General features: G+C 66.0%; 26 protein-coding genes. 18 read left to right on the top strand and 8 right to left on the bottom strand.

From position 1 onward, the window contains the following. Positions 1 to 74: 74 nt before the first annotated feature. Entirely contained in the window at positions 75 to 644 is a 570-nt protein-coding gene (gene purN, locus HMI57_RS13465; protein WP_171586513.1) for a phosphoribosylglycinamide formyltransferase, read from the top strand. Between the two features lies 1 nt (position 645). Then, positions 646 to 1,662, top strand: a complete 1,017-nt coding sequence (locus HMI57_RS13460) for a magnesium and cobalt transport protein CorA (protein ID WP_171586512.1) — start codon at positions 646 to 648, stop codon at positions 1,660 to 1,662. On the opposite strand, the gene HMI57_RS13455 is transcribed toward HMI57_RS13460, so the two are convergent. Further along, the gene (locus HMI57_RS13455; RefSeq protein ID WP_171586511.1) at positions 1,640 to 3,025 is read right to left on the bottom strand and encodes an MFS transporter; all 1,386 of its coding nucleotides are present in this window, start codon (positions 3,023 to 3,025) and stop codon (positions 1,640 to 1,642) included. The genes HMI57_RS13460 and HMI57_RS13455 overlap by 23 nt on opposite strands. 138 nt (positions 3,026 to 3,163) lie before the next feature. Between HMI57_RS13455 and purH the strand changes: the two genes are divergently transcribed. From purH to HMI57_RS13440, 3 genes are all read left to right on the top strand, one after another. Next, complete coding sequence (gene purH, locus HMI57_RS13450; RefSeq protein ID WP_171586510.1) at positions 3,164 to 4,777, top strand: bifunctional phosphoribosylaminoimidazolecarboxamide formyltransferase/IMP cyclohydrolase; 1,614 nt, start codon at positions 3,164 to 3,166, stop codon at positions 4,775 to 4,777. 28 nt (positions 4,778 to 4,805) lie between these two features. Then, positions 4,806 to 5,363 carry a hypothetical protein gene (locus tag HMI57_RS13445; RefSeq protein ID WP_171586509.1) on the top strand — a complete coding sequence of 186 codons (558 nt, stop codon included), beginning with the start codon at positions 4,806 to 4,808 and terminating at the stop codon, positions 5,361 to 5,363. Between the two features lie 145 nt (positions 5,364 to 5,508). Next, positions 5,509 to 6,741: an NADP-dependent isocitrate dehydrogenase gene (locus tag HMI57_RS13440; protein ID WP_171586508.1), complete on the top strand. Its 1,233-nt coding sequence runs from the start codon at positions 5,509 to 5,511 to the stop codon at positions 6,739 to 6,741. Between the two features lie 75 nt (positions 6,742 to 6,816). On the opposite strand, the gene HMI57_RS13435 is transcribed toward HMI57_RS13440, so the two are convergent. Together HMI57_RS13435 and HMI57_RS13430 are read right to left on the bottom strand one after the other, a co-directional pair. Further along, positions 6,817 to 7,899 carry a Gfo/Idh/MocA family oxidoreductase gene (locus HMI57_RS13435; RefSeq protein WP_171586507.1) on the bottom strand — a complete coding sequence of 361 codons (1,083 nt, stop codon included), beginning with the start codon at positions 7,897 to 7,899 and terminating at the stop codon, positions 6,817 to 6,819. Further along, entirely contained in the window at positions 7,896 to 8,420 is a 525-nt protein-coding gene (locus HMI57_RS13430; RefSeq protein ID WP_171586506.1) for a gamma carbonic anhydrase family protein, read from the bottom strand. The genes HMI57_RS13435 and HMI57_RS13430 overlap by 4 nt, the downstream gene beginning before the upstream one ends. A 235-nt stretch (positions 8,421 to 8,655) precedes the next feature. Here HMI57_RS13430 and HMI57_RS13425 point away from each other — a divergent pair, with 235 nt between their 5' ends. After that, positions 8,656 to 9,624: a hypothetical protein gene (locus tag HMI57_RS13425; RefSeq protein ID WP_171586505.1), complete on the top strand. Its 969-nt coding sequence runs from the start codon at positions 8,656 to 8,658 to the stop codon at positions 9,622 to 9,624. Between the two features lie 153 nt (positions 9,625 to 9,777). Here the strand turns inward: HMI57_RS13425 and purU are convergent, their stop codons facing one another. After that, positions 9,778 to 10,641: a formyltetrahydrofolate deformylase gene (gene purU, locus HMI57_RS13420; RefSeq protein ID WP_171586504.1), complete on the bottom strand. Its 864-nt coding sequence runs from the start codon at positions 10,639 to 10,641 to the stop codon at positions 9,778 to 9,780. A 318-nt stretch (positions 10,642 to 10,959) separates the two neighbouring features. Here purU and glyA point away from each other — a divergent pair, with 318 nt between their 5' ends. The 7 genes from glyA to HMI57_RS13385 all read left to right on the top strand — a co-directional run bounded on the left by glyA (position 10,960) and on the right by HMI57_RS13385 (position 16,546). Continuing rightward, positions 10,960 to 12,252 (top strand): serine hydroxymethyltransferase, encoded by a 1,293-nt coding sequence (glyA, locus tag HMI57_RS13415; RefSeq protein ID WP_171586535.1) that lies wholly within the window; start codon positions 10,960 to 10,962, stop codon positions 12,250 to 12,252. Further along, on the top strand, positions 12,246 to 12,398 hold the full coding sequence (locus HMI57_RS13410) for a hypothetical protein (RefSeq protein WP_171586503.1): 153 nt from the start codon (positions 12,246 to 12,248) through the stop codon (positions 12,396 to 12,398). Before glyA ends, HMI57_RS13410 begins: the two co-directional genes overlap by 7 nt. Beyond that, a complete protein-coding gene (locus HMI57_RS13405; protein ID WP_171586502.1) occupies positions 12,395 to 13,324 on the top strand; it encodes a bifunctional methylenetetrahydrofolate dehydrogenase/methenyltetrahydrofolate cyclohydrolase in 930 nt (309 codons plus the stop codon). The genes HMI57_RS13410 and HMI57_RS13405 overlap by 4 nt, the downstream gene beginning before the upstream one ends. A 106-nt stretch (positions 13,325 to 13,430) precedes the next feature. Then, positions 13,431 to 14,360, top strand: coding sequence for an ABC transporter ATP-binding protein (locus HMI57_RS13400; RefSeq protein WP_171586534.1), 930 nt, complete (start codon positions 13,431 to 13,433; stop codon positions 14,358 to 14,360). A gap of 76 nt (positions 14,361 to 14,436) precedes the next feature. Further along, positions 14,437 to 15,255: an ABC transporter permease gene (locus tag HMI57_RS13395; RefSeq protein ID WP_171586533.1), complete on the top strand. Its 819-nt coding sequence runs from the start codon at positions 14,437 to 14,439 to the stop codon at positions 15,253 to 15,255. After that, the gene (locus HMI57_RS13390; RefSeq protein WP_225667887.1) at positions 15,252 to 16,121 is read left to right on the top strand and encodes an ABC transporter permease; all 870 of its coding nucleotides are present in this window, start codon (positions 15,252 to 15,254) and stop codon (positions 16,119 to 16,121) included. Before HMI57_RS13395 ends, HMI57_RS13390 begins: the two co-directional genes overlap by 4 nt. 65 nt (positions 16,122 to 16,186) lie before the next feature. Then, complete coding sequence (locus HMI57_RS13385) at positions 16,187 to 16,546, top strand: VOC family protein (RefSeq protein WP_171586501.1); 360 nt, start codon at positions 16,187 to 16,189, stop codon at positions 16,544 to 16,546. A 25-nt stretch (positions 16,547 to 16,571) separates the two neighbouring features. Here HMI57_RS13385 and HMI57_RS13380 read toward each other — a convergent pair whose 3' ends face one another. Both HMI57_RS13380 and HMI57_RS13375 read right to left on the bottom strand, forming a co-directional pair. After that, positions 16,572 to 17,267: a class F sortase gene (locus HMI57_RS13380; protein WP_171586500.1), complete on the bottom strand. Its 696-nt coding sequence runs from the start codon at positions 17,265 to 17,267 to the stop codon at positions 16,572 to 16,574. 17 nt (positions 17,268 to 17,284) lie between these two features. Further along, entirely contained in the window at positions 17,285 to 18,064 is a 780-nt protein-coding gene (locus HMI57_RS13375; RefSeq protein WP_171586499.1) for a CHRD domain-containing protein, read from the bottom strand. Between the two features lie 175 nt (positions 18,065 to 18,239). Here HMI57_RS13375 and HMI57_RS13370 point away from each other — a divergent pair, with 175 nt between their 5' ends. The 5 genes from HMI57_RS13370 to HMI57_RS13350 all read left to right on the top strand — a co-directional run bounded on the left by HMI57_RS13370 (position 18,240) and on the right by HMI57_RS13350 (position 22,434). Then, positions 18,240 to 18,776: a hypothetical protein gene (locus HMI57_RS13370; RefSeq protein ID WP_171586498.1), complete on the top strand. Its 537-nt coding sequence runs from the start codon at positions 18,240 to 18,242 to the stop codon at positions 18,774 to 18,776. 101 nt (positions 18,777 to 18,877) lie between these two features. After that, positions 18,878 to 19,696 carry an exodeoxyribonuclease III gene (locus tag HMI57_RS13365; protein ID WP_171586531.1) on the top strand — a complete coding sequence of 273 codons (819 nt, stop codon included), beginning with the start codon at positions 18,878 to 18,880 and terminating at the stop codon, positions 19,694 to 19,696. 18 nt (positions 19,697 to 19,714) lie between these two features. Then, complete coding sequence (gene trpS, locus HMI57_RS13360; RefSeq protein ID WP_171586497.1) at positions 19,715 to 20,749, top strand: tryptophan--tRNA ligase; 1,035 nt, start codon at positions 19,715 to 19,717, stop codon at positions 20,747 to 20,749. Between the two features lie 4 nt (positions 20,750 to 20,753). After that, on the top strand, positions 20,754 to 21,386 hold the full coding sequence (locus HMI57_RS13355) for a 2'-5' RNA ligase family protein (RefSeq protein ID WP_171586496.1): 633 nt from the start codon (positions 20,754 to 20,756) through the stop codon (positions 21,384 to 21,386). After that, positions 21,334 to 22,434: a YihY/virulence factor BrkB family protein gene (locus HMI57_RS13350; RefSeq protein ID WP_171586495.1), complete on the top strand. Its 1,101-nt coding sequence runs from the start codon at positions 21,334 to 21,336 to the stop codon at positions 22,432 to 22,434. The genes HMI57_RS13355 and HMI57_RS13350 overlap by 53 nt, the downstream gene beginning before the upstream one ends. An 87-nt stretch (positions 22,435 to 22,521) precedes the next feature. Here the strand turns inward: HMI57_RS13350 and HMI57_RS13345 are convergent, their stop codons facing one another. Both HMI57_RS13345 and sdhA read right to left on the bottom strand, forming a co-directional pair. Then, positions 22,522 to 23,310, bottom strand: a complete 789-nt coding sequence (locus tag HMI57_RS13345; RefSeq protein WP_171586494.1) for a succinate dehydrogenase iron-sulfur subunit — start codon at positions 23,308 to 23,310, stop codon at positions 22,522 to 22,524. Next, positions 23,310 to 25,088 (bottom strand): succinate dehydrogenase flavoprotein subunit, encoded by a 1,779-nt coding sequence (gene sdhA / locus HMI57_RS13340; protein WP_171586493.1) that lies wholly within the window; start codon positions 25,086 to 25,088, stop codon positions 23,310 to 23,312. Before sdhA ends, HMI57_RS13345 begins: the two co-directional genes overlap by 1 nt. Positions 25,089 to 25,140 lie beyond the last annotated feature (52 nt).

Genomic DNA, 25,140 nt, shown 5'->3' with positions numbered 1-25,140 from the left:
GGGGCAGGTTTAGCGGGGCGGGGGCTTTCGTTCATGGTTTAACCCTAGGGTAGAGCGCAGCCTATGGTTGACCCATGCGCATCGTAGTCCTGGTTTCCGGCACCGGATCCAATCTTCAGGCGGTCATCGACGCCGTCAGCTCCGGCTCGCTGGACCTCACCATCGCCGCCGTCGGAGCCGACCGGCACGACACCTACGGGGTGGAGCGCGCCACCGCGGCGGGCATCGACGGATTCGTCGTCGACTTCAGGTCCTACCCCGAGCGGGCTGACTGGAACGCTGCACTGACGGAGAAGGTCGCCTCCTACGCGCCGGACTACGTGGTGTCCTCGGGGTTCATGAGGATTGTCGACCAGGGTTTCCTCGACGCGTTCCCCAACCGCTATCTGAACACCCATCCCGCCCTGCTGCCCAGCTTTCCCGGTGCCCACGGGGTGAGGGACGCGCTGGCCTACGGCGTGAAGGTGACCGGCTGCACGGTGATGATTGCCGACGCCGGGGTCGACACCGGTCCGATCCTCGCGCAGGCGGCCGTCGATGTGCTCGACGACGACACCGAGGAAACTCTCCACGAACGCATCAAGGTCCAGGAACGTGACCTGCTGATCAGGACGCTCCGCGAGCTCAGCCAGGAATCGCGCTGAGATGGCCCTCATCGACAAGGCGGTGTACCTGGACGGGACACGCCACTCCGAACCGGATTCACTGGCTGACACCTTCGAGGTGATGCGCGCCAGCGGCGGCATGGCCTGGATCGGTTTGTACCGGCCCGACAACGACGAGCTCGCCGCCGTCGCCGACGAGTTCTCCCTCCACCACCTGGCAGTTGAAGACGCGATGGAGGGCCATCAACGGTCAAAGCTGGAACGCTACGGCTCCACCCTGTTCGTGGTGCTGCGCCCCGCCCGCTACCTCGACGCCGAGGAGAAGGTCGAGTTCGGCGAGCTGCACGTCTTTGTGGGCGCCGACTTCGTGGTCACCGTACGGCACGCGGAGTCGCCGGACCTGGCGCGGGTGCGCACCCGGCTGGAGGAAAACCCCGAGCTGCTCTCGATGGGACCGGCAGCGGTGCTCTACGCCATCTTCGACGAGGTGGTCGACGAGTACGAGCCGGTGGTCAATGGGCTTGAGAACGACATCGACGAGATCGAGAACGAGCTGTTCGGCGGGGACCCGGGCGTCTCCCGCCGCATCTACGAGCTGCACCGTGAGGTGATCCAGTTCCAGCGTGCCACCCAGCCGCTGCACGGCATGGTGGAGAACCTGCAGCGGGGCTCCGAGGAGTACCACCTGGACCCGGAGGTGAACCGCCGGCTGGGCGATGTCCTGGACCACGTGATCCGGCTGATCGACCAGGTCAACACCTTCAGGACCCTGCTGCAGAACGCGCTCACGGTGCACTCGACACTGGTGGCTCAACGCCAGAACGAGGAGATGACCCGGCTGACCGAGACGTCGCTGGCACAGAACGAGGAGGTCAAGAGGATCTCCTCCTGGGCAGCGATCCTCTTCGCCCCCACCCTGGTGGCAGCGATCTACGGCATGAACTTCGACGTGATGCCCGAGCTGCACTGGGCGCTCGGCTACCCGTTCGCACTGGTCCTGATGATCATGACCGGTGTCGGCCTGTTTCTGGCGTTCAAGCGGAATCGCTGGCTGTAACCGGCGGCACCTCGTTGAGGGGGACGCCGCGGGTTTCGGGCGCGTAGCGCGCCATCCACACCACAGCTACCAGGACCAGCAGGCCGGTGGCCGCGAAGGTCAGCGGCAGGCCGAGGACCGGCCACAGCAGTGACCCGAAAATCAGCGGAACCAGTCCCGCGCCCACCCGGGAGACGGTTGACGCCCACCCGAAGCCGGAGGCCCGCAGTTCAGTCGGGTAGAGCTCCGACACGTAGGTGTAGAGCACCGGGATAGCGACCTGGATCAGGAACCCGAACAGCAGCAGCCAGGCGGTGGCGACGGCGGGGAGCTCCACGGTGAGCGCGAAGATCACCAGCACGACGGCGGACAGCGGGCCCGACACGGCGAGGATCCACTTGCGGCCCACCCGCTCCACCAGCAGGGCCGCAGCTACTACGCCGAAGAAACCGACAGCTGTCATCCCGGCAGTGGTGAGGAACGCCACCGACTGGGCGTAACCGGCCTGCACCAGGATCTGCGGCATCCAGGTCAGTGCGCCGTAGTAGACCAGCAGGATGCTCAGGAATAGGCCCCACGCGGCGAGGGTGATCCGCCAGTTGAACCGCCACAGTGCGGTGAGCTGGCCGGAGACCGAGCCGATGGAGAGTGTGGGCGCCTCCGCCGGGGTGGGGAGCCGCCACGGTGTTTTGGTGGCGCCGGTACGCTCCACCAGGTCGTTGATCACCGCTTCCGCCTCGGCCTGGCGGCCCTTCTGCACCAGGAAGAGCGGTGACTCGGGCACCGACCGGCGGACCCAGAACACCAACAGGGCCGGCAGCACCATGACGAGCATCAGGTAACGCCAGTCCCCAAAGGCGGTCATCAGCAGGGCTGAGACCACCCCGCACAGGGCGGCGCCGATGGGCCACCAGGCGTCCATTGCTGTGAGGACCCGGCCGCGATGCTTGCGGGGAGTGAACTCGCCGACCAGTGCATAGTCGACCGGGATGCAGCCGCCCAGCCCAAACCCTGCCATGAACCTGAAGACGCAGAACCAGATGAAGTCAGGGGAAAACGCTCCGAGCACCGTGAAGATCGAGAAGATCAACAGGGTGAGGGTGAAGGCTCGCTTTCGGCCGATGATGTCGGCGATTGACCCCCAGGCGAAGGCGCCGAGGGCCATGCCGATGAGGTTGGAGGTGGCCACCCAGGCTGCTTCGCCGGGGGCCAGGTCCCAGTGGTCCGACAATAGCGGGATCAGATACCCGTTGAGGGTCACGTCCCAGGCGTCGAACATGAAGCCCAGGCCGCCGATGAGGAAAATCTTGCCCTGTACCCTCCAGCGCCACGGCAGTTCCTGCACGACCTGGTCGCCGGTGGGTAGCTCAGTCTCGGTGCTCACGGGGAAACTGTACAGCCGCAAGCGGCCGGTCAACGGAAGCCGACCCGATCGGGGGCCCGTCATCCTTGGGGCTGGGCGGGCCAGGTGACCTAGACTTGGAGGCGATCCCACCCGCAGCCGAAATCCTGGAGCTTCCGCGTGACCTTGAACCATCTCGACCAAGTTCCCATCCGCCGGGCCCTTATCTCGGTGTACGACAAGACGGGGCTGGAGGAGCTGGCCCTCGGGTTGCACCGTGCCGGTGTCAGCATCGTCTCAACGGGTTCCACCGCCAAGCGCATTGCCGCCGCGGGTGTCCCAGTGACCGAGGTGTCCGAGGTGACCGGGTTCCAGGAATGCCTCGACGGGCGGGTCAAGACCCTTCACCCGATGGTGCACGCGGGAATCCTCGCGGACCGCCGCCGCGACGACCACGTGGAACAGCTCCGGGTGCTCGAGGTGGAGCCGTTCGACCTGGTGGTGGTGAACCTCTACCCCTTCGTCGACACAGTGAAGTCCGGCGCCGCCGAGGATGAAGTTGTCGAGCAGATCGACATCGGCGGACCCGCCATGGTCCGCTCCGCGGCGAAGAACCACCCCTCGGTCGCGATCGTCGTGGATCCGGCCCGGTACGACGACGTCGTCGCTGCCGCTGGTGCCGGAGGGTTCGACCTGAGCGCCCGACGCCGGCTGGCGGCCCTCGCGTTCTCCCACACCGCTGCCTACGACAATTCGGTGGCGGCGTGGACCGCTGCCCAGTTCGGCGATGGCACTGACGACGGCGATTCCTGGCCGGCCTACGCCGGCCTTGCCCTGGAGCGCTCCGAGGTGCTGCGCTACGGCGAGAACCCACACCAGGACGCCGCGCTGTACGTCGAGAAGGGTGCCACCCCGGGCATCGCCCAGGCCGACCAGTTGCACGGCAAGGCCATGAGCTACAACAACTACGTCGACGCTGACGCCGCCCTGCGCGCCGCCTTCGACTTCGACCTGCCCGCCGTCGCGATTATCAAGCATGCCAACCCCTGCGGCGTCGCTGTCGGTGCCGCTGACGCCGCCGACCCGATTGCCGACGCCTATGCCAAGGCGCACGCCTGCGATCCCGTCTCGGCCTTCGGCGGCGTGATCGCTGCCAACCGGACCGTTACCGCCGCCATGGCCGCCGCCGTGAAGGACGTGTTCACCGAAGTGGTGATCGCCCCCGATTTCGAGCCTGACGCCGTGGCCATCCTCTCCGCTAAGAAAAACATCCGACTGCTCACCCTTCCCGAGGGGTACCGCCGGGATCCCGCCGAGATCCGGCAGGTTTCCGGTGGCGTGCTGGTGCAGGCTGCCGACACGGTCAGGGCCGACGGCGACGCACCGGAGACGTGGACCCTCGCCGCCGGACCCGCGGCCGACGACGCCACCCTGGCCGACCTGGCCTTTGCCTGGACCGCCTGCCGGGCCGCGAAGTCCAACGCCATCCTCCTCGCCGACGGCGGGGCTGCGGTGGGTGTCGGGATGGGACAGGTGAACCGGGTCGACTCGTGCAAGCTCGCCGTCGAGCGCGCCAACACCCTGGCGGGCGACGGTGTGAATCGGGCCCGCGGTGCCGTCGCGGCGTCGGACGCGTTCTTCCCCTTCGCCGACGGACTGCAGATCCTGCTCGACGCCGGAGTGCGCGCCGTGGTGCAGCCGGGCGGGTCGGTCCGGGACCAGGAAGTCATCGACGCGGCAACCGCCGCAGGGATTACCATGTACTTCACCGGCACCAGGCACTTCTTCCACTAGCCGGCCAACAGAGACGGCGGCAGTGCCCATGGAAATCGCTTCGATTTTTACCCTCGCAGCAGGGATGGCACTGGCCGGATCGGCATTCGCCCCGGCAGTCTCGCCGGGGACCCGGCTGATCTCCGCCATCCTTGGCCTGGCACTGTCCCTGCTCGCCGTCGTCCTGCTGTTCATTGGAGCCAGCCCCGGGATTTTCCTGTGGATCATCGCGGTGGCGTTCGCGGTCAGGAACTTCCGGGCCGCGGACCGGCGCCAGAAGAAGATCGACGCAGGCCAGGACCCGGTCCGGCACCCCAACCTGGGCGACCTCCGCCAGCTCCAGTTGCCTGCCTGGGCGCCGCAGGTTCCCGGCGTCGGACGCCAGGGGGTTCCCGGGGTCGCCCGCCCGGGCACGCCCGCCGGGCCGCCCCCGGGCGCGTTCCGGGGACAGGCGGCGTCGTACGCGACGTCCGGTCAGGCGCCCGGGCACAATGCGGCGCCGGATACCCGCGGTCTGCGTCCCGCCCCGGCCACCGACCGGTGGGGCAAACCGATCCCGCCCGGGTCGATGATGGACCGTTGGGGCAACATCGTCCCGGGGGAGTAGTCCCGGGAGACTAGCCGGGACGGCAATGCCCATTTAGGGCACCAATAGTGGCCTGTGGCATAGTTGAGCAGGATAAAACCAGTACAAATCACGGGCCGAGCTGTGTCCATCAGGCAAAACCGGCCCACCATCGCAAGGAGACCGTGTGGCTGACGCGCCAGCAACGAAAATCAAGGTACAGGGTTCGGTTGTCGAACTCGACGGCGACGAGATGACCCGGATTATCTGGCAGTTCATCAAGGACCGCCTGATCAACCCCTACCTGGATGTCGACCTGAAGTACTACGACCTCTCCATCCAGAACCGTGACGCGACCGATGACCAGGTCACCATTGACGCCGCCAACGCCATCAAGGAGCACGGTGTGGGCGTCAAGTGCGCCACCATCACGCCCGACGAGGCACGCGTTGAAGAGTTCGGCCTGAAGAAGATGTGGGTTTCGCCCAACGGCACCATCCGCAACATCCTCGGGGGCGTCGTCTTCCGCGAACCCATCATCATCTCCAACATCCCGCGCCTGGTGCCGGGCTGGAACAAGCCCATCATCATCGGCCGCCACGCCCACGGCGACCAGTACAAGTCCACCAACTTCAAGGTGCCGGGCCCCGGCAAGGTCACCATGATGTTCGAGCCCGCTGACGGCTCCGAGCCGATGAAGTTCGACGTCGTCACCATGCCTGAAGAGGGCGGCGTGGCCATGGGCATGTACAACTTCAACGAGTCCATCCGGGACTTCGCCCGGGCGTCGTTCGCCTACGGCCTGCAGCGCGAATACCCCGTGTACCTGTCGACGAAGAACACCATCCTGAAGGCCTACGACGGCCAGTTCAAGGACCTGTTCCAGGAAGTCTTCGACGCCGAGTTCAAGGACCAGTTCGAGGCAGCCGGCCTGACCTACGAGCACCGCCTGATCGACGACATGGTGGCCTCCGCCATGAAGTGGGAAGGCGGCTACGTCTGGGCCTGCAAGAACTACGACGGCGACGTCCAGTCCGACACCGTTGCCCAGGGCTTCGGCTCGCTGGGTCTGATGACCTCAGTGCTGATGACCCCGGACGGCAAGACCGTCGAGGCCGAGGCTGCGCACGGCACGGTGACCCGCCACTTCCGCCAGCACCAGCAGGGCAAGCCGACCTCCACCAACCCGATCGCTTCGATCTTCGCCTGGACCCGTGGGCTGATGCACCGCGGCAAGCTGGACAACACCCCCGAGGTCATCACCTTCGCTGAGACACTGGAGGACGTGGTTATCAAGACCGTCGAGTCCGGCCACATGACCAAGGACCTCGCGGCCCTGGTCGGCCCGGACCAGGCATACCAGACCACCGAGGAATTCCTTGCGACCCTCGATGACAACCTGAAAGCACGCCTGAGCTAATACCAGTTCGGCAGCACAGAACAGCCCCGGCGGGATTCGCCGGGGCTCTTCTGCGTTTCGGGGGTTACCCAGCGGCTAGTCGTCGTTGGCGTACCGCATGCCCAACTGGCCACGCACCCCGTCGAGGAGGCGCATCGTGTCGAGGGTATCCGCCCAGGGCATGGTCGGGCTTTCCGTCAGGCCCTCCTGGATGCACCGGGTAGTTTCGCGCAGTTCGTACGCGTACCCGCCGCCAGCCTGATCGAATGTCTCGACCCGCTCCTCGCCCTGGTGGAGCTGGACAGTCAGTTCGCGCGGGTTGTGCAGGACGGCGCCGGACCGCAGCCAGCCCTTGGTGCCCACCACTGTCGCCTGGCCCGGGCAGGCGGCCACCAGCGACGTCGTCAGCTGTGCCTGCGCCCCGCCGGCGTAGGTGAGGGTGAGCCCGTTCTGGGTATCGACGCCGTCGTCGTTCAGGACCGCCGTGGCGGTCACCGCGGAGGGAAAGCCGAGGGAGCCGAGCGCCCAGGTCAGCGGGTACACGCCCAGGTCCAGCAGCGCTCCGCCGCCCGCCGCCGGGTCCCACAGCCGGTGGCTGCTGCCATGGTCCGACGGGAAACCCAGGTCCGCCTGAACCCACTGGATCTCGCCCAGCTCGCCGGAGTGGATGATGTCCCAGGCCCGGTTGACGCTCGGCAGGAAGCGCGTCCACAGGGCTTCCATCAGGAACAGGTTGTTGGCCCGTGCCAGGTCGATCAGTTCGGCTGCTTCCCGCGCGTTGACGGTGAACGCCTTCTCGCACAGGACGTGCTTGCCCGCGGTGAGGGCGGCTCTGGCCACCTCGTAGTGCTGGGCGTGGGGCGTCGCAATGTAGACGACGTCAACCTCGGGGTCATTGAACAGGCGTTGGTACCCGGTGACGCCGTCGTCGTCGTAGTAGCTGGTGGCGAACCCGAACTTCTCGGCGAAGGCCTCGGCCGAGCCCTGGGACCGGGAGCTGACGGCGTGCAGTACCCCGTCCTCCAGTCTGGCCAGGTCCTGAGTGACGCTGGTGGCGATCCCGCCGGTGGCGACGACACCCCAGCGAAGGGTGCGTCCGGTGGCAGTGAAAGGGCTGGGGGCGCCGGGAACGGCGCAGGGCGGCTGGGGGATGCGCTGCGCGGGTGCGGAGGGGTTCATGATTCGATCCTTGCGTCGAGGTGTGCCTTTGCCAGCACCTGGTAGGACGAGGCGTTCTTTTTGACGCCCTCGAACTCACTATCAGTGAGCTCACGCCGAACCTTCGCGGGCACTCCGGCGACGAGGGAGCGGGGTGGCACCTCGGTGCCCTCGAGGACGACGGCGCCCGCCGCGACCAGCGACCCGGCGCCGATTACGGCGCCGTTCATGACGGTGGCGCTCATGCCAATCAGGCAGTCGTCGCCGATGGTGCAGCCGTGGACCACCGCTGAGTGGCCGACGCTGACCCGGTTGCCGACCGTCGTCGGGTATCCCGGATCGGCATGGAGGACCACGTTGTCCTGCAGGTTGGTGCCGTCCCCCACGCGAATGGGGGCGGTGTCGCCGCGCACGGAGACGCCGTAGAACGCGCTGGCGCCCTCGCCGAGGACCACGTCGCCGATGATCGACGCGGTGGGCGCAAGGAAGGACGAGTCGCTGATGGTGGGCTTCTTGCCGAAGATTTCGATGATGTGGGCCATGTCACCCAGCCTAGCGGGAGCCGCCGCTGTCGGTGCCCACCGAACCGGTGAGCAACCTGGACGCGCGGGGTCAACTGGACATCGGGGGGCAACCTGGACATCGGTGAGGAAGATCCTGGCCACCAATGTCCAGGTTGCTATCGAAGGCGGGGCAGAGGCCACATTTCCTGTGCCCGTTGTCCACATAGCGGCGGTGGCGGCCCGGGTGGCATCCCTTTCCGGGTTGGCTGGAGCCATGACCAGCATCATTTCCATCGCGGACCACCCTCTTGACGAAGCGTGGCCCCGGCAGCTGGCGCGCCGGACGGAACGCGGGGAACTGATCAGGATTCGGCTCGGATGCTACGTCGACGCATCGAATTGGCGGGGCCTCGATGAAGAGGCGCGTTACCGGGTCAGGGTCGACGCCGTCCGGCGCACCGCCCGACGCGAGCCGGTCTTTGGAGGCGAAACCGCGGGACTGCTCTGGGGGATGCCCCGGCCGGCCCTCCCGGCGAAGGTTGAGGTGGTGGTCCCCGTCGCGACTGGCCGGCGAAGCGCCAACGGGGTCAACAGGTTGGCGCGGTACCCGGATGAGTTCACAGTCGTCACCTTCGGAGGACGGCACGTCACGGGGAAAGTCGCCACGGCCGTCGAGCTGGCTTTGCGCTATGACTTCCCCTGGGCGGTGTCGGTGATGGACCGGCTGCTCAACCAGAAGCCTCTCCCACCGGAATCCGGTTCCCGACCGGTGACTAAAGAGGAGGTCGGGAGTCGGATTGCGCTGCTCTCGTCCGCGCCCAAACGCCGACAGGCCATGCGAGTGCTGGAGTTCGCCGACGGCAGGGCCATGTATCCGGGGGAGTCCCTCAGCGGGGTGCTGATGGCACGGCTGGGATTCCCCGCGCCGGAGCTCCAGCACGAGGTAACCGACCACACCGGTCGCTCGGCCTGGGTGGATTTCTACTGGAAAGAACAGCGCCTGGTGGGGGAGTTCGATGGAAGGGCGAAGTACCTCAAGCCCGAATACCTCCGCGGGCTGACTACCGCACAGGCGGTCATCGAGGAAAAGCTCCGCGAGGACAGGATCCGATCCACCGGCCTGAACATGGTGCGGTGGGACTGGTCGACGGCGGTGTCCCCGCCGAAGCTGAAGGCGCTGCTGCTACAGGCAGGACTCCCGTGCAACCCGACGGGCCGTCGTCGTCGGCTCTCCACCGCCTAGCCGAGAAACCTGATGCTGAAATCGGTGAGCAACCTGGACAGGCGGGGTCAACCTGGACATCGGTGAGGAAGATCCTGGCCACCAATGTCCAGGTTGCTATCGAAGGCGGGCAGACCTAGTTGAAGACCGCAGACCTAGTTGAAGACCGCAGACCTAGTTGAAGACGATGGTCCGGCTGCCGTCGAGCAGCACCCGATGCTCGGCGTGCCACTGCACGGCCTGGGTGAGGGTGCGGCCCTCCACGTCGCGCCCGATCGCCACGAACTGCTCGGCCGACCGGGCATGATCCACCCGGATGACTTCCTGCTCGATGATCGGGCCCTCATCGAGAGCTGGCGTCACGTAGTGGGCAGTGGCGCCGATCAGCTTCACGCCACGCGCGTGCGCCTGGTGGTAGGGCTTGGCACCCTTGAACGAGGGCAGGAACGAATGATGGATGTTGATCGCCCGCCCCACCAACTCCGAGCACAGTCCGTCGCTGAGGATCTGCATGTACCGGGCGAGGACCACCAGCTCAATGTCGTGCTCGGCGATGACGTCCCGCAGGGCATCCTCGGCGGACTCCCGGGTGTCGGCGGTGACCGGGATGTGGTGGAACGGGATGCCGTAGAACGCTGCGAGGTCGGCCAGCTCGGTGTGGTTGGAGACGATCGCCGGAATCTCGATCGGCAGGGTGCCCGAGCGCTGCTGGAACAGCAGGTCGTTCAGGCAGTGCGCCGACTTTGAGGCGAGGATCAGGGTGCGGGCGGGTGCGCCGTCGTCGTGCAGGGCCCAGGTCATGCCGAAAGCCTCGGCGACCGGAGCCAGATGGGCCTCCAGAGACGTCCGCGCCGCCGCGGTGCTCATGGCCACCCGCATGAAGAACGTCCCGGTGTCGGGGCTCCCATACTGCTGGGATTCGGTGATATTGCAGCCGGAGCTCACCAGCGCTCCGGCGACGGCATGCACAATGCCGGGCTGGTCGGCGCAGGAGAGCGTGAGGATGAAGGAAGCCTGGGAGGTGGGGGAGTCAGTCACAAATCAAGCGTACTTCGAATGAAAGCCGCCCGAAGGATACACTCGGAAGTGCCGCGACTGGCGTCAGGTGGGTCACCATCAGGAAGCGGCATGCATCGTCATCATCGGTTCGGGACGGTTCCCTCAGAACAGTCAGCAGACCGACGACGACGGCGCGCAGCGCCGACCACGGATCGCACGCCTGGGACGTATGGTCAAGAACTTGCCCGAGGATGCTTCAGCGCGGCCGAAACACCGGTGCCGGACTGCAGACTCAACGGGTAGCCTGACCAGTAGCAACACATCCCCATCCAGGAGTTCACTGTGACAACTTCGCCCCTGCCCGCCACCGCATCAGCCACCTCGGCGGTCACCAACGCACCGCTTTCCGAGGTCGACCCGGAGATCGCCGCCGTCCTCACCGACGAGCTCGCCCGCCAGCGCGACACCCTCGAGATGATCGCCTCGGAAAACTTCGCACCCCGCGCGGTGCTCCAGGCCCAGGGCTCAGTCCTCACCAACAAGTACGCCGAGGGGTACCCCGGGCGCCGCTATTACGGTGGGTGCGAACACGTCGATGTCGCCGAGAGCCTCGCCATCGAGCGGGTCAAGGCCCTGTTTGGCGCCGAGTTCGCCAACGTCCAGCCACACTCCGGGGCGCAGGCCAACGCCGCCGCGCTCGCCGCGATGATCAAACCCGGTGACAAGATCATGGGCCTGTCCCTGGCACACGGCGGCCACCTGACCCACGGCATGAAACTGAACTTCTCCGGCAAGCTCTACGAGGTTGCCGCCTACGGCGTGGAGGAAGAAACCCACCGCCTCGACATGGACAAGGTCCGCGCCCAGGCCATCGCCGAGAAGCCGCAGGTCATCATTGCCGGCTGGTCCGCCTACCCGCGGCAGCTCGACTTCGCCGCGTTCCGGTCCATCGCCGATGAGGTGGGCGCCCTGCTCTGGACCGACATGGCGCACTTCGCTGGACTCGTCGCCGCCGGTCTGCATCCCAACCCGGTCCCACACTCCGACGTCGTCACGTCGACGGTGCACAAGACGCTTGCCGGTCCCCGCTCGGGCGTGATCCTGGCGAAGCAGGAGTGGGCCAAGAAGCTCAACTCGGCGGTCTTCCCCGGGCAGCAGGGCGGGCCGCTGATGCATGTCATCGCCGCGAAGGCGACGGCCTTCAAGATCGCCGGTTCCCCCGAGTTCAGGGAACGCCAGGAGCGGGTGCTGGAGGGTGCCCGCATCATCGCGGAGCGGTTGACCGCCAGCGACGTCGGCGAACACGGCGTCTCGGTCCTCACCGGCGGCACCGACGTGCACCTCGTACTGGTGGACCTGCGCGCCTCGCAGCTCGACGGACAGCAGGCAGAGGATCTGCTGCACTCGATCGGGATCACCGTGAACCGGAACGCTGTCCCGTTCGACCCGCGTCCGCCGATGGTCACGTCCGGCCTGCGGATCGGCACCCCGGCGCTGGCTACCCGCGGTTTCGGTGCAGCCCAGTTCACGGAGGTGGCCGACATCATCGCTGCGGCACTGAAGCCCGGCGCCGATGCTGAGACCCTCCGCGCCCGCGTGCTGGCCCTCACCGCTGACTTCCCGCTCTACCCCGAACACGAGCAGTGGTAGCAGACCTCCCCGAGGGTGCGCTGGCCTCCGCCGCGGCCGCATCACCCGACTACGACATTCCCACCGACGAGTGCTGCTTTACCGGTTGCTGCGACCGCGGCAAGGCATTCGTCCTCGAGCAACTGGAAGCTGGCATTACCCCATGAGCCCCGCAGAGAACCAGACAGCGCATGACCAGACAGCGCAGATCCTCGACGGCAAGAAGACCGCCGCCGCCATCCGGTCCGAACTCACCACCCGTATCGGAGCCCTCAAGGAACTGGGCATCACTCCCGGCCTGGGTACGGTCCTGGTGGGTGATGACCCGGGCAGCCACTCCTACGTCGCCGGAAAGCACCGTGACTGCGAGCAGGTCGGCATCACCTCGGTCCGCCGGGACCTGCCGGCGGACATCTCCCAGACCGAGCTGGAGAAGGTCATCGACGAGCTGAACGCCGACGACGCCACCACCGGCTACATCGTCCAACTCCCGCTCCCGAAGCACCTCGACGCGAACGCCATCCTGGAACGGATGGCCCCGGAGAAGGACGCCGACGGTCTACACCCGGTCAACCTCGGCAAGCTGGTCCTGAACGTGGGCGCCCCGCTGGATTCGCCGCTGCCCTGCACACCGCACGGCATCGTTGAGCTGCTGCGCCGCCACGGGATCACTCTCGAGGGAAAGAACGTCCTCGTGGTGGGCCGCGGGATCACCGTCGGTCGCCCCCTGGGCCTGCTCCTGACTCGCCGCGACATCAACGCGACCGTCACGCTCGCCCACACCGGAACCGTCGGCCTGCCGCACCTGCTGCGCCAGGCCGACGTCGTCGTCGCGGCCGCAGGCTTCCCCGGCATGATCAAGGCGGCGGACCTCAAGTCCGACGCGATCGTGCTCGACGTCGGCGTCACCCGGGTGGAGGATCCCGAAACCGGCAAGGCGAAGCTGACCGGCGACGTCGAACCCGCCGCGGCCTCGAGGGTCGCCTGGCTGTCACCGAACCCCGGTGGAGTCGGCCCGATGACCCGGGCCATGCTGCTCGCCAACGTGGTGGAGGCCGCCGAGCGGCAGGCCGGCATCGCCGTCGGGCACTAGCGCGGCGGTTGGGAAACGGGAACGCGGACCAGTCCTGTCCGCTAATGGATGCGGTTGGCTTTTCCCAATGGGTTGAATACCCTAGGCTGAGCAGGTGCCCAACTCACTGACCCGCGACTACGTCATCTCTGCCCGGAACCTCACCAAGCACTACGGTGACTTTGCAGCGGTCGATGACATCTCCTTCGACGTCCCCGCCGGCGAATCCTTCGGCCTGCTCGGCCCCAACGGTGCCGGAAAATCCACCACGATGCGGATGATCGGCGGAGTGTCGCAGCGCACCTCGGGGTCGCTGAGCATCATGGGGCTCGACCCGGAGCAGCACGGCCCGCAGGTCAGGGCCCACCTGGGCGTGGTGCCGCAGCAGGACAACCTCGACGAGGAGCTGCGCGTCCGCGACAACCTCATCGTTTACGGGAGGTACTTCGGGCTGCCCCTGAGCTATCTGAAGCCGAAGGCGGATGAGCTCCTGGAGTTCGCCCAGCTCACCGAGAAGGCCAAGTCCAAGGTCGATTCGCTCTCCGGTGGCATGAAGCGCCGGCTGACGATTGCCCGGTCCCTCATCAACGAACCGAAGATCCTGCTGCTCGACGAACCCACCACCGGCCTCGACCCGCAGGCACGCCACATCCTCTGGGACCGGCTCTTCCGGCTGAAGGAATCGGGGGTCACCCTGATCCTCACCACCCACTACATGGACGAGGCGGAGCAACTCTGCGACCGGCTGGTCGTGGTGGACAAGGGCAAGATCATGGCCGAGGGGTCGCCGTCCCAGCTGATCCGCGAGCACTCCACTCGCGAGGTCCTCGAACTCAGGTTCGGCTCCGAACGCAACACCACTGTCGCCGCCGAGCTCCAGGGCATCGGCGACCGGCTCGAGCCGCTGCCCGACCGGGTGCTCATCTACACCCACGACGGCGAAGCGGCCCTGGAACAGGTAGCCTCCCGCGGCCTGCACCCCATCACGTCCCTCGTGCGGCGGTCCTCGCTGGAGGACGTCTTCCTGCGCCTGACCGGGAGGAGCCTCGTTGACTAACCCACCCAGTGCTCCCAGCGGTGTCGGGGCCGAATCGGCCCCACCCGACGCCACCACGACGACGGCGCCCCCCGCCCTGCGCGCCCACTCGCCGCAGGTCTCGGCGGACCGCGCACAACGGTTCGGCTCCTGGTACTACGCCGAGCATGCCCTGCGGGTGATGAACGGGTACCGGTGGACCCTGATCGCCTACAGCGTGGGCAACCCGGTGATGTACCTGTTCGCCATGGGTGTAGGCCTGGCCACCCTTGTGGACCAGAACTCCGCCGACGCGTTCGGTGGGGTCAGCTACCTGGCGTTCATCGCGCCGGCCCTGCTCGCGGCGGCGACCATCATGACCGCCGCCACCGAGTTCACCTACCCGGTGATGGACGGCTTCAAATGGCGGCGGGTGTACTACGGTCCACACGCCTCCCCGCTGGCGGTGCACCAGATTGTCAACGGTTACATCATCGCGATCACGCTGCGGCTGGTACTGATGAGCGCCATCTACTTCGGCATCGTCGCAGCGTTCGGTGCCTCGCCGTCGCCGTGGGGGTGGGCGGCCGTTCCGGTGGCGGTGCTGTGCGGACTGTCCTTCGGACTGCCGCTGATGGCCTACTCGGCCAGCGTCGAGGAGGACAAGGGCCAGTTTGCGCTGGTGATGAGGTTCCTCGTCACGCCGATGTTCCTGTTCTCCGGCACCTTCTTCCCGCTGACCACCCTGCCGATCTTCCTGCAGTGGATCGGCTGGATCTCTCCGCTCTGGCACGGCACCCAGCTGGGCAGGATGCTCACCTATGGGTACCCGGTGCCCGCCTGGCTGGCAGTGATCCACGTCGTGTACCTGGTGGCGCTCGCCATCCTCGGCTGGCGACTCGCCCGTCGCACCTACGAGCGGAGGCTGGGCAAATGACCGAGAACCTGACCCGGCGTTCCGGACCGTCGTCGGCCCAGCCACTGACCGACGAGGACTACCGGATCACCGCGCATAACCGGCGGTTCAGCGCCCTCTACTCCCGTAACGCCAAGGCGGTGATCGCCCGCGGTCTGCGCGCGACCAAGAGCAGCAACTGGCTGATCATGGTCTCGGGCTTCTTCGAGCCGGTGCTCTACCTGATCTCCATGGGCGTGGGCCTCGGCGCACTGGTGGGCGACGTCGTCGGGCCCGGCGGCGAGCCCATCAGCTACGCGGCGTACATCGCTCCGGCGCTGCTGGCGGTGTCGGCGATGAACGGAGCCGTCTACGACTCCACCTGGAACGTCTTTTTCAAGATGAACTTCGCGAAGCTCTACCAGGGGATGCTGTACACGTCCCTGGGGCCGCTCGACGTTGCAATCGGGGAGATCTTCCTGGCCCTGCTGCGAGGGGCCATGTACGCCACCGGCTTCACCGCGGTGATGGGCATGATGGGGCTGATCACCACGCCGTGGGCCCTGCTGATGGTGCCAGCGTCGGTGCTGATCGCGTTCGGGTTCGCGTCCTTCGGGATGGGGATCACCAGCTACATGAAGACCTTCCAGCAGATGGACTGGATCAACTTCGTGATGCTGCCGATGTTCCTGTTCTCGGCGACGTTCTACCCGCTGAGCGTGTACCCGCAGGGCATCCAGTGGTTCATCCAGGCGCTTCCCCTGTGGCATGGAGTCGAACTGCTTCGCCAGATCAGCGTCGGCACGTTCACGTCCGCGACGGCAATCCACATTCTCTACTACCTCGTGATGATCCTCATCGGGATGGTGCTGACCACCAGCCGACTCCGGAAACTGTTCCTCAAATAGGAGAAAGTCACTGGACCGGGTCCCCAGGGGTTCCATCTCCCGGGGGCCCTGGAACATACTGGAGCATGATTGGAAAATGGCAAGCCACAGTTTTCGATTGCCCGGACACCGATCTGCTCGCATCCTTCTACGAGGACGTGCTGGGGATGATCAGGGTCCAACACGATGAGGACGGCTGGATCTCCATCGGCGACGCACCCGACCGGCCAGCCCTCGGCTTCCAGCGGGTCAAGGACTACACGCCGCCCCGCTGGCCGAGCCAGGACCTGCCGCAGCAGCTGCACCTCGACATCCGGGTCGACGATCTGGATATCGCCGAGGCGAAGGTGCTGGCGCTCGGAGCGGTGAGCATGGACTCAGGGTCCAAGGCACACCGGGTGTTCCTCGACCCCGCAGGCCACCCGTTCTGCCTGGTGAGCTGGTAGCCCGGCTGCGGACCAGGCTGGACCGCTAGGGCACGAGGGTCGCGTAGACCACGTAGTTGTCGTCGAATTCGCCCGTGTCGGGGTTGTACCCGTCGCAGGTGATCAAGCGCAGCTCGGCGGCTTCGGTATTGCCGTACACCTCAAGGGTGGGGAAGTTGTCTTTCTGGTACTGCTCACCGCGGTCGACGGCGAAAACAGCGGTGGTGCCATCTTCCCGGACCACGTTAATCTCATCGCCGGGCTGGAGCGCGCGGAGGTCAGCGAAGACGCCTGGACCGCCGCCGGTCGCATTGACGTGGCCGAGCAGGACCGACGGGCCACGTTCGCCCGAGGTGGGGGACTGGTCGTACCAGCTGGCCGGCGCCCCGGGGCCATCGGGCGGCACCTCAAGGGACCCGTTATCGCGCAGTCCCAGGTGCAGCAGCTCCGATTCCGCGCCGATCGTCGGAATGTTGAACGATGCAGGCTTTGACGCTTCGAGGACCGCGGGAAGTTCGGGGGAGGGTGCGGGTGAGGCCGCAGCCGACGGTTCAGCCGAGGCAGACGGGGAGGGTGCCGGCGAGGGGGATGCCTCCGGCGAGGCGACTGAGGAGGGCGCAGCCGACGACGACGAGCCAGTGTCCTGCGGTGGGGCTTCGGCGGCACAGCCGGTGAGGATCAAAAGGGCGGTCGCCGCCGAGACTGCAAAGCCCCGACGACGACCGTTTTTAGTGCTGATCATGAAATCAGACTATTCCTTTATGCGTTGTTCGCAGCGTTGCGGCGAACCATGAAGGTACCGCCAGCGGCTGCAGCCAGAACCAGGCCACCTCCGAGGGCGATCATTCCCATGTTGTTGGTGGTGGACTGAGCCACGCCGGTGTCGGCGCCGCCCTCAGGCATGGCACCCATCTGTGAAGCGGTCACAACGCCACAGAGTGCTGGCGAGGTGGCGCCCAGGGGCAGGGATGGCTCAAGGTCGGAGGGAGCGTTGAACGCTTCCTCGCTGCTTGAGGTTGCGGGATCCAGGCCGTGGATGACGACGACGGCGGTGCCAGCTTCGATGGCGTCGAGGGTTTCGGCGTTCATCTCGAAGGTGCGCTCGATGGAGTAGCTGCCGCCCTGACCCGCGAGTTCAAGGTTCAGGCCTGCAGCTGGGCTGGTGTCGCCGCTGGTGCCGAGGGTGGTCTGGATTCCACCGTAGGAGGCTGCGCCTTCGGTGGTGGAGACGATGCCATCGCCATCGGCGTCGTCAGCCATCGTGGGGCAAACGCCCTGGGCGCCACCATGGACGTGCTGCACGTGGGGGTACGGTGCATCCATGAAGGTTTCGCCAAGACCGGAGACCTGCAGGTTCACGGTTGCGGTCTTGTCATCAATGTCCATCGCGAACGTGGCGGTACCGGTGGTGCCGCTGAGCTGCTGGAAGTCTACGGTGTACGAGCCGTTGGCGTGGTCTGCCATTGCTGGTGCACCGGCCATGGCAACCATGCCAAGGGCGAGGGTGGGGACTGCGAGGAGACGCAAATTCTTGTTCATGTGTTTTTCCTCCATAGTGCGAGTGTTAGTGGGCCTTTGTAAGCACACATACTTTTACTTCGAAGTGGTGCCCGTCACGGATGGGTCGGGATGGAAGAAGTTTTTTTTGCCACTTGGCGTTCGCCAACGGTGGAAGACTCGCCGCCGGCCCCAGCGGTTTGCGAGAATGAGTTGTATGAAGCCTCTTGGGAACCAGCAGCCAACAGCGTCCGGTGCCACAGCAGGTGCTGGCCGCGGCCTCAGCCTGCGGATGGGCACGATCGGGATGAGCATCATGCTGATCGTGTTCCTGGTGGCTGTGGTCTTCGCCGCCAACCAGAACGACGTCGTTGGCTGGCTGGTCGCGATCATCTCCCTGGGCTGGCTCCTGGTCTTCAGTTTCGTGGTCTTCAGCCTTCGCTCCGCGGCGCGGAACGCAGCGGCGCGTATCAACGAGGCACAGCTGAACTTCAACCGGGCAAACGGTATCCCCGATCGGGGCCCGAGCGTGGTGGACGAGGCCACGCAGGCCCGCGACATGAAGCTGGACCACAGCTTCAAGATCGTCCAGGTTCAGGTGCGGGTCATCCAGGACCACCTGGCCAGCGGCAAGTCGAGCGACGACGAAACGGTGAGCCGGGCGCTGGATACGATCGAGATCACCTCCCACAACGCGCGGTCAATGATGAAGCGGAACGACGACGGCCCGGTGGAGGGCACTGTTGTCGACTGAGTGCGGCGCTGGCCGCCACCTGCGGTTCACCCCCACCGCCAGCGCGCTCCGGTAGAGTTGAACGAGTGAGTTCTACAGCAACCCTTCCCGCATCATCTGCCGTGTTGTCGCCCGTCAAAGGGTCGGCGCTCCGCGTCGCAACGGTCAACGTCAACGGCATCCGGGCGGCCTACAAACGAGGTATGGCCGACTGGTTGGCCGAACGTGAGGTCGACATCCTCTGCCTGCAGGAAGTACGGGCGCCCGACGACATCCTGCGGGCACTGCTGGGCGACTCCTGGCACATCATCCACGCCGAAGCTGAGGCGAAGGGCCGTGCCGGCGTCGCCATCGCGTCGCGGATGGCGCCAACTGCCACCCGCACCCACATCGGCGACGACTACTTCGCCACGTCCGGCCGCTGGGTCGAGGCCGACTTCGACCTGTCCGGGGTGAGCCTGACCGTCGTCAGCGCCTACGTCCACTCGGGCGAGGTGGACAGCCCCAAGCAGGCCGACAAGTACCGCTTCCTCGATGTGATGTCGGAGCGGCTCCCTGAACTGCGGCGCACCCGCGACCACGCACTGCTGGTCGGTGACCTGAACGTGGGCCACACCCGGCTCGACATCCGCAACTGGAAGGGCAACCAGAAGAAGGCGGGATTCCTCCCGGAGGAACGCGCGTACTTCGACAGGTTCTTCGACGACGAGTTTGGGTTTGTCGACGTCCACCGCCGCCTCGCGGGCGAGGTGGAAGGACCCTACACCTGGTGGTCCTGGCGCGGTCAGGCCTTCGACAATGACACGGGGTGGCGGATCGATTACCACCTCGCCACCGAGGGTCTCGCGGCGGCCGCAGCCGACGCCGTCGTCGACCGAGCACCCTCCTGGGATACCCGATTCTCAGACCATGCCCCGCTGGTAGTGGACTACCGGCTCTAACTTCAGGAACCCTCAACGATGACAATTCCCACCACTGGTGCACGGCAGCGAGTCCTCTCCGGCATGCAGCCCTCGGGTGAGTCCCTTCACCTGGGAAACTACCTCGGCGCGCTGGTGCACTGGGTACGCATGCAGGACGAGTACGAGGCGATCTACTTCATCCCGGACCTGCACGCCATCACCGTCCCCCAGGACCCGGCGGAACTCGCTGAGCGTACCCGCCGTACCGCGGCGCAGTACATCGCCGGTGGGGTGGACGTGGATAAGTGCACCCTGTTTGTGCAGTCCCACGTGCCAGAGCATGCCCAGCTGGGCTGGGTGCTGAACTGCATCACCGGCTTCGGTGAAGCGTCACGGATGACCCAGTTCAAGGACAAGTCACTGAAGCAGGGCGCCGACGCGGCGAGTGTTGGCCTCTTCACCTACCCCATCCTGCAGGCCGCGGACATTCTGCTGTACCAGCCGGAGGGCGTACCGGTGGGGGAGGACCAGCGGCAGCACGTCGAACTGAGCCGGGACCTGGCCCAACGTTTCAACTCCCGCTTCGGGGAAGCGTTCGTGGTGCCGAAGCCCTTCATCCAGAAGGAGTCGGCCAAGATCTACGACCTGCAGAACCCCACCGCCAAGATGTCGAAATCGGCCAGCTCTCCGGCAGGTCTGATCAACCTGATTGATGACCCGAAGGTGACCGCCAAACGCATCAAATCGGCGGTCACCGACACCGGGACGGAGATCCGGTTCGACAGGGAAACCAAGCCCGGGGTGTCCAACCTGCTCTCCATCTACTCGATGCTCACCGGCAAGACCATTGACGAGGTGGTAGCTGAGTTCGAAGGCCGCATGTACGGGCACCTGAAGACCGAGCTGGCCGACATTGTGGTCGCCCACCTGGATCCCATTCGGCTGCGCACCACCGAACTCCTCGACGACCCCGCCGAACTCGACTCGCTGCTCGCCCGCGGTGCGGAGAAGGCGCGCAGCATCGCGTCCGCCACGCTGGCGGATGTCTACGCGAAACTCGGGTTCCTTCCTCCCCTGGGTGGTGCGCGCTAGCGTCATGGACCAGAGCATCAGGGCCTCCACCAGCGCTCAGCCATCACCGGCCGACGGCGAGGCCGCGCCGGTGACAGGGGGAGTCAGGGAAAGCTGTGTCGGGATAGTCATCGCCGTGCCCGAACCGGCGGCAGCGATCCTTGAACGGTGGCGCGCTGCTTTCGGCGATCCAATGGCTTCCCTCATCCCGGCCCACATCACCCTGGTGACCACCACCCCCGCCACGGACTGGGCTGCGACCACCGCCCATGTGCGCGAGGTCGCCAGGGGGCAGCGCCCCTTCACCGTCACCCTGAAGAGCACCGGGACGTTCAGGCCCGTTTCCCCGGTAGTGTTCCTGAACCTCGACGAGGGATTCAATGATTGCGTGGCACTGCACGAAAAACTGCAGTGTGGACCCCTGGAGCGCACCCTCGAGTTTCCCTTCCACCCGCATGTGACAGTGGCCCACGATGTCAGTACGGCCAGCATGGACTGGGCGGAGAGTCAGCTCGAAGAGTTCGAAGCCTCCTTCACTGTCCGTACTATGGGTCTGTACGAGCATGACTCGTTGGGCATCTGGAGACTGAGGGAAGAGCTGAGCTTTGGCCAAGATCAACACCCGGACCGCAGCGACGGCCCAGGGTCCGCACTATGATGAGCCCCGGCCGGCCGAACTAGCCCACCTCAAACGCAAGGTCATCGACGCCCGCCGCGACCTGGGGAAGGCCCGGCGCCGCGGCCTCACTGGTCTGGCCCTCGCGGAGCCGATGATCACCTACCTGCTCGCCCGCATCTTCGTGATCCGGGGCGTCCGGGTGTTCCACCTCTACGTGGTCCGGCGGGGCCCGCTCATGGCAGCGGGGATCGCCTACCGCCTGTTCTTCTCGATGGCTTCCCTGCTCCTGGCCAGCTTCTCGATCCTGGGCCTGGTGGTCGCTGGCAACGAGCCCCTGCAGAACCTGATCATCGAGGCGGTGAACGCCACCGCCCCCGGCATCCTCATTATGGAACCCGATGGCCCCGGCCTCGCCACTCCCGAGGCGCTGTTTAACGTCAACGACGGGCTGACACTCACCCTGATCGTCTCCACGGTCATCACCCTCATCACCGCGCTGGGCTGGATTGCGGGAGTCCGGCAGGCCATGAGGGGGATCTATGACCTGCCCCCATTGCTGGTGCACCCCGTCGTCCTACGGATCAAGGACCTGGGGACGCTCCTCGTGCTGGGGGCCGCGATGATCCTCACCACAGCGATCGGCCTCGTCGCCAACACCCTCCTGGACGTGGTCTTCGACTGGCTGGGGTTCGGTGACACCGGCCGGCCCTTCACCCAGCTTGCCGGTATTGCGTTGATGCTGGTGGTGGACTTCGCCGTCGCGGTCATCCTTTTCCGGCGGGCGTCGGGGATTGAGCAATCCCGTCGGCTGCTCATCCAGTCCTCAGTGATCACCGCGGTCGGGAGCACCGTGCTGCGCACCTTCAGCACCCTGCTCCTCGGCAGCGTCGGTCAGGGCAACCCGCTGCTGGCACCGTTCACCGTCGTCGTCGGCCTGTTTGTCTGGTTCTTCCTGCTCAGCCAGGTCTACCTCCTGGCCGCAGCCTGGGGTGCCATCGGCGCCGCCGACACGGAGGCGGGGCTCAACCCACGGCACGGGCGGTCGCTGAAGCAGCGCAGTCTCGTCGCCCACCGGCAAAAGGGCTAGTTCGCAGCTCCAGCCTTTAAACAACTCCGGCCCGGCCCCGCTGGTAAGCGGGACCGGGCCAAAGATCGCCCGAAGGCTGAGCTGTATCTAGATCTTGCGGTTCAGGATGGCCTGCTTGACTTCGGCGATGGCCTTGGTCACCTGGATGCCGCGGGGGCAGGCCTCGGTGCAGTTGAAGGTGGTGCGGCAACGCCACACACCCTCTTTGTCGTTGAGGATTTCCAGGCGCATGTCGCCGGCGTCGTCACGGGAGTCGAAGATGAAACGGTGCGCGTTGACGATTGCCGCCGGGCCGAAGTACTGGCCGTCGGTCCAGAACACCGGGCACGAGGACGTGCACGCGGCGCACAGGATGCACTTGGTGGTGTCGTCGAAGCGTTCCCGCTCCTCGGCCGACTGCAGGCGCTCCTTGGTGGGTTCGTGGCCACGGTTGACCAGGAACGGCATGACTTCACGGAAGGACTGGAAGAACGGCTCCATGTCCACGATGAGGTCCTTTTCCACCGGGAGGCCCTTGATGGGCTCCACCAGGATGGGCTTGGACGTGTCGAGGTCCTTCAGCAGGGTCTTGCAGGCCAACCGGTTGCGCCCGTTGATCCGCATCGCGTCGGACCCACACACGCCGTGCGCGCAGGAGCGGCGGAACGTGACCGTGCCGTCGTGCTCCCACTTCACCTTGTGCAGGGCATCCAGCACGCGGTCGGTGCCGTACATGGTCAGTTTCCACTCGTCCCAGTGGGCCTCGTCGGAAACCTCAGGGTTGTAGCGGCGGACCTTGAGGGTGATGTCGAACGTCGGGATTTCCCCGCCGCCGCCAATCCCCGGTGCCAGATCGATCTTGGAGGCTGGTTCTCTTTCGACTGTTTCAGTGCTCATTAGTACTTACGCTCCATGGGCTGGTAACGGGTAAACACAACCGGCTTGGTCTTCAGACGCACGCCGGAGGTTTCGGTGGCCGTTGGATCCAGGTAGGCCATCGAGTGGGTCATGTAGTTCTCGTCGTCCCGCTCGGGGTAGTCCTCGCGGAAGTGGCCCCCACGGGATTCCTTCCGGTGCAGGGCCGCAGCGGTCATGACCTTGGCCATGTCGAGCAGGAAACCCAGTTCCACTGCTTCCAGCAGGTCCAGGTTGAACCGTTTCCCCTTGTCCTGGACGGTGACGTGCTTGTACCGCTCCTCCAGGCCGTCGATCACGCTGAGCGCTTCGAGCAGGGTTTCCTCGGTGCGGAACACCTGGACGTTGGCGTCCATGATGTCCTGCAGTTCCTTGCGGATCTGTGCTACCCGCTCGCCACCCTCGGAGCTGCGCATCGTGTCGAGCAGCGACTCCGTTTCGACCAGCGGGTTTTCGGGGATTTCGACGAAGTCGGCGGTCAACGCGTATTCGGCCGCGTAGATGCCGGCACGTTTGCCGAACACGTTGATGTCGAGCAGCGAGTTGGTGCCCAGGCGGTTCGATCCGTGGACCGACACACAGGCCACCTCACCGGCGGCGTACAGGCCCGGAACAACTGTGTCGTTGTCCTGGAGGACCTCGGCTTTGATGTTCGTGGGGATGCCACCCATGGCGTAGTGGGCGGTGGGGAAGACGGGCACCGGCTCGGTGTACGGCTCGACGCCGAGGTAGGTGCGCGCAAACTCAGTGATGTCAGGGAGTTTCGCGTCGATGTGCGCCGGCTCCAGGTGGGTGAGGTCGAGAAGGACGTAATCCTTGTTCGGTCCACAGCCGCGCCCTTCCCTGACCTCGTTGGCCATCGAGCGGGCCACGATGTCACGGGGCGCCAGGTCCTTGATGGTGGGGGCGTACCGCTCCATGAACCGCTCGCCCTCGGAGTTACGCAGGATCGCTCCCTCGCCGCGGGCCGCTTCGGACAGCAGGATGCCCAGGCCGGCCAGGCCGGTCGGGTGGAACTGGAAGAACTCCATGTCCTCCAGGGGGATGCCCCGGCGGAACGCGATGCCCATTCCATCACCGGTGAGGGTGTGGGCGTTGGAGGTGGTCTTGTAGACCTTGCCCACCCCGCCTGAGGCGAAGATGATCGATTTTGCCTGGAACACGTGCAGTTCGCCCGTTGCCAGATCGTAGGAGACGACGCCGGCGACCCGGGTCTGCAGCTTGGTGACCCCGTCGACGGTGACTTCTTCCTGCACGGTCAGCAGGTCGAGCACGTAGTACTCGTTGTAGAACTCGACGTTGTGCTTGACGCAGTTTTGGTAGAGGGTCTGCAGGATCATGTGCCCGGTGCGGTCGGCTGCGTAGCAGGACCGGCGTACCGGGGCTTTGCCGTGGTCACGGGTGTGGCCGCCGAAGCGGCGCTGGTCGATCCGGCCCTCGGGGGTGCGGTTGAACGGCAGCCCCATCTTTTCGAGGTCCAGTACGGCGTCAATGGCCTCCTTGGCCATCACCTCCGCCGCGTCCTGGTCAACCAGGTAGTCGCCGCCCTTGACCGTGTCAAAGGTGTGCCACTCCCAGTTGTCTTCCTCAACGTTGGCCAGAGCCGCGCACATGCCGCCCTGCGCCGCCCCGGTGTGGGAGCGGGTTGGGTACAGCTTGGTCAGTACTGCGGTCCGCGCACGTTGCCCGGATTCGATGGCGGCGCGCATACCGGCGCCGCCGGCACCCACGATAACGACGTCGTACTTGTGGACCTGCATACGTGTTGCTCTTTCTGTTGTAAACCGGACGGCCGCGCCGGCGGCCTGATGC

Source organism: Arthrobacter sp. 260 (assembly GCF_013116745.1).
GTDB lineage: Bacteria > Actinomycetota > Actinomycetes > Actinomycetales > Micrococcaceae > Arthrobacter_D.
The sequence above is the reverse complement of the archived record's forward strand: the minus strand, read 5'-3'. Positions and strand labels throughout refer to the sequence as shown.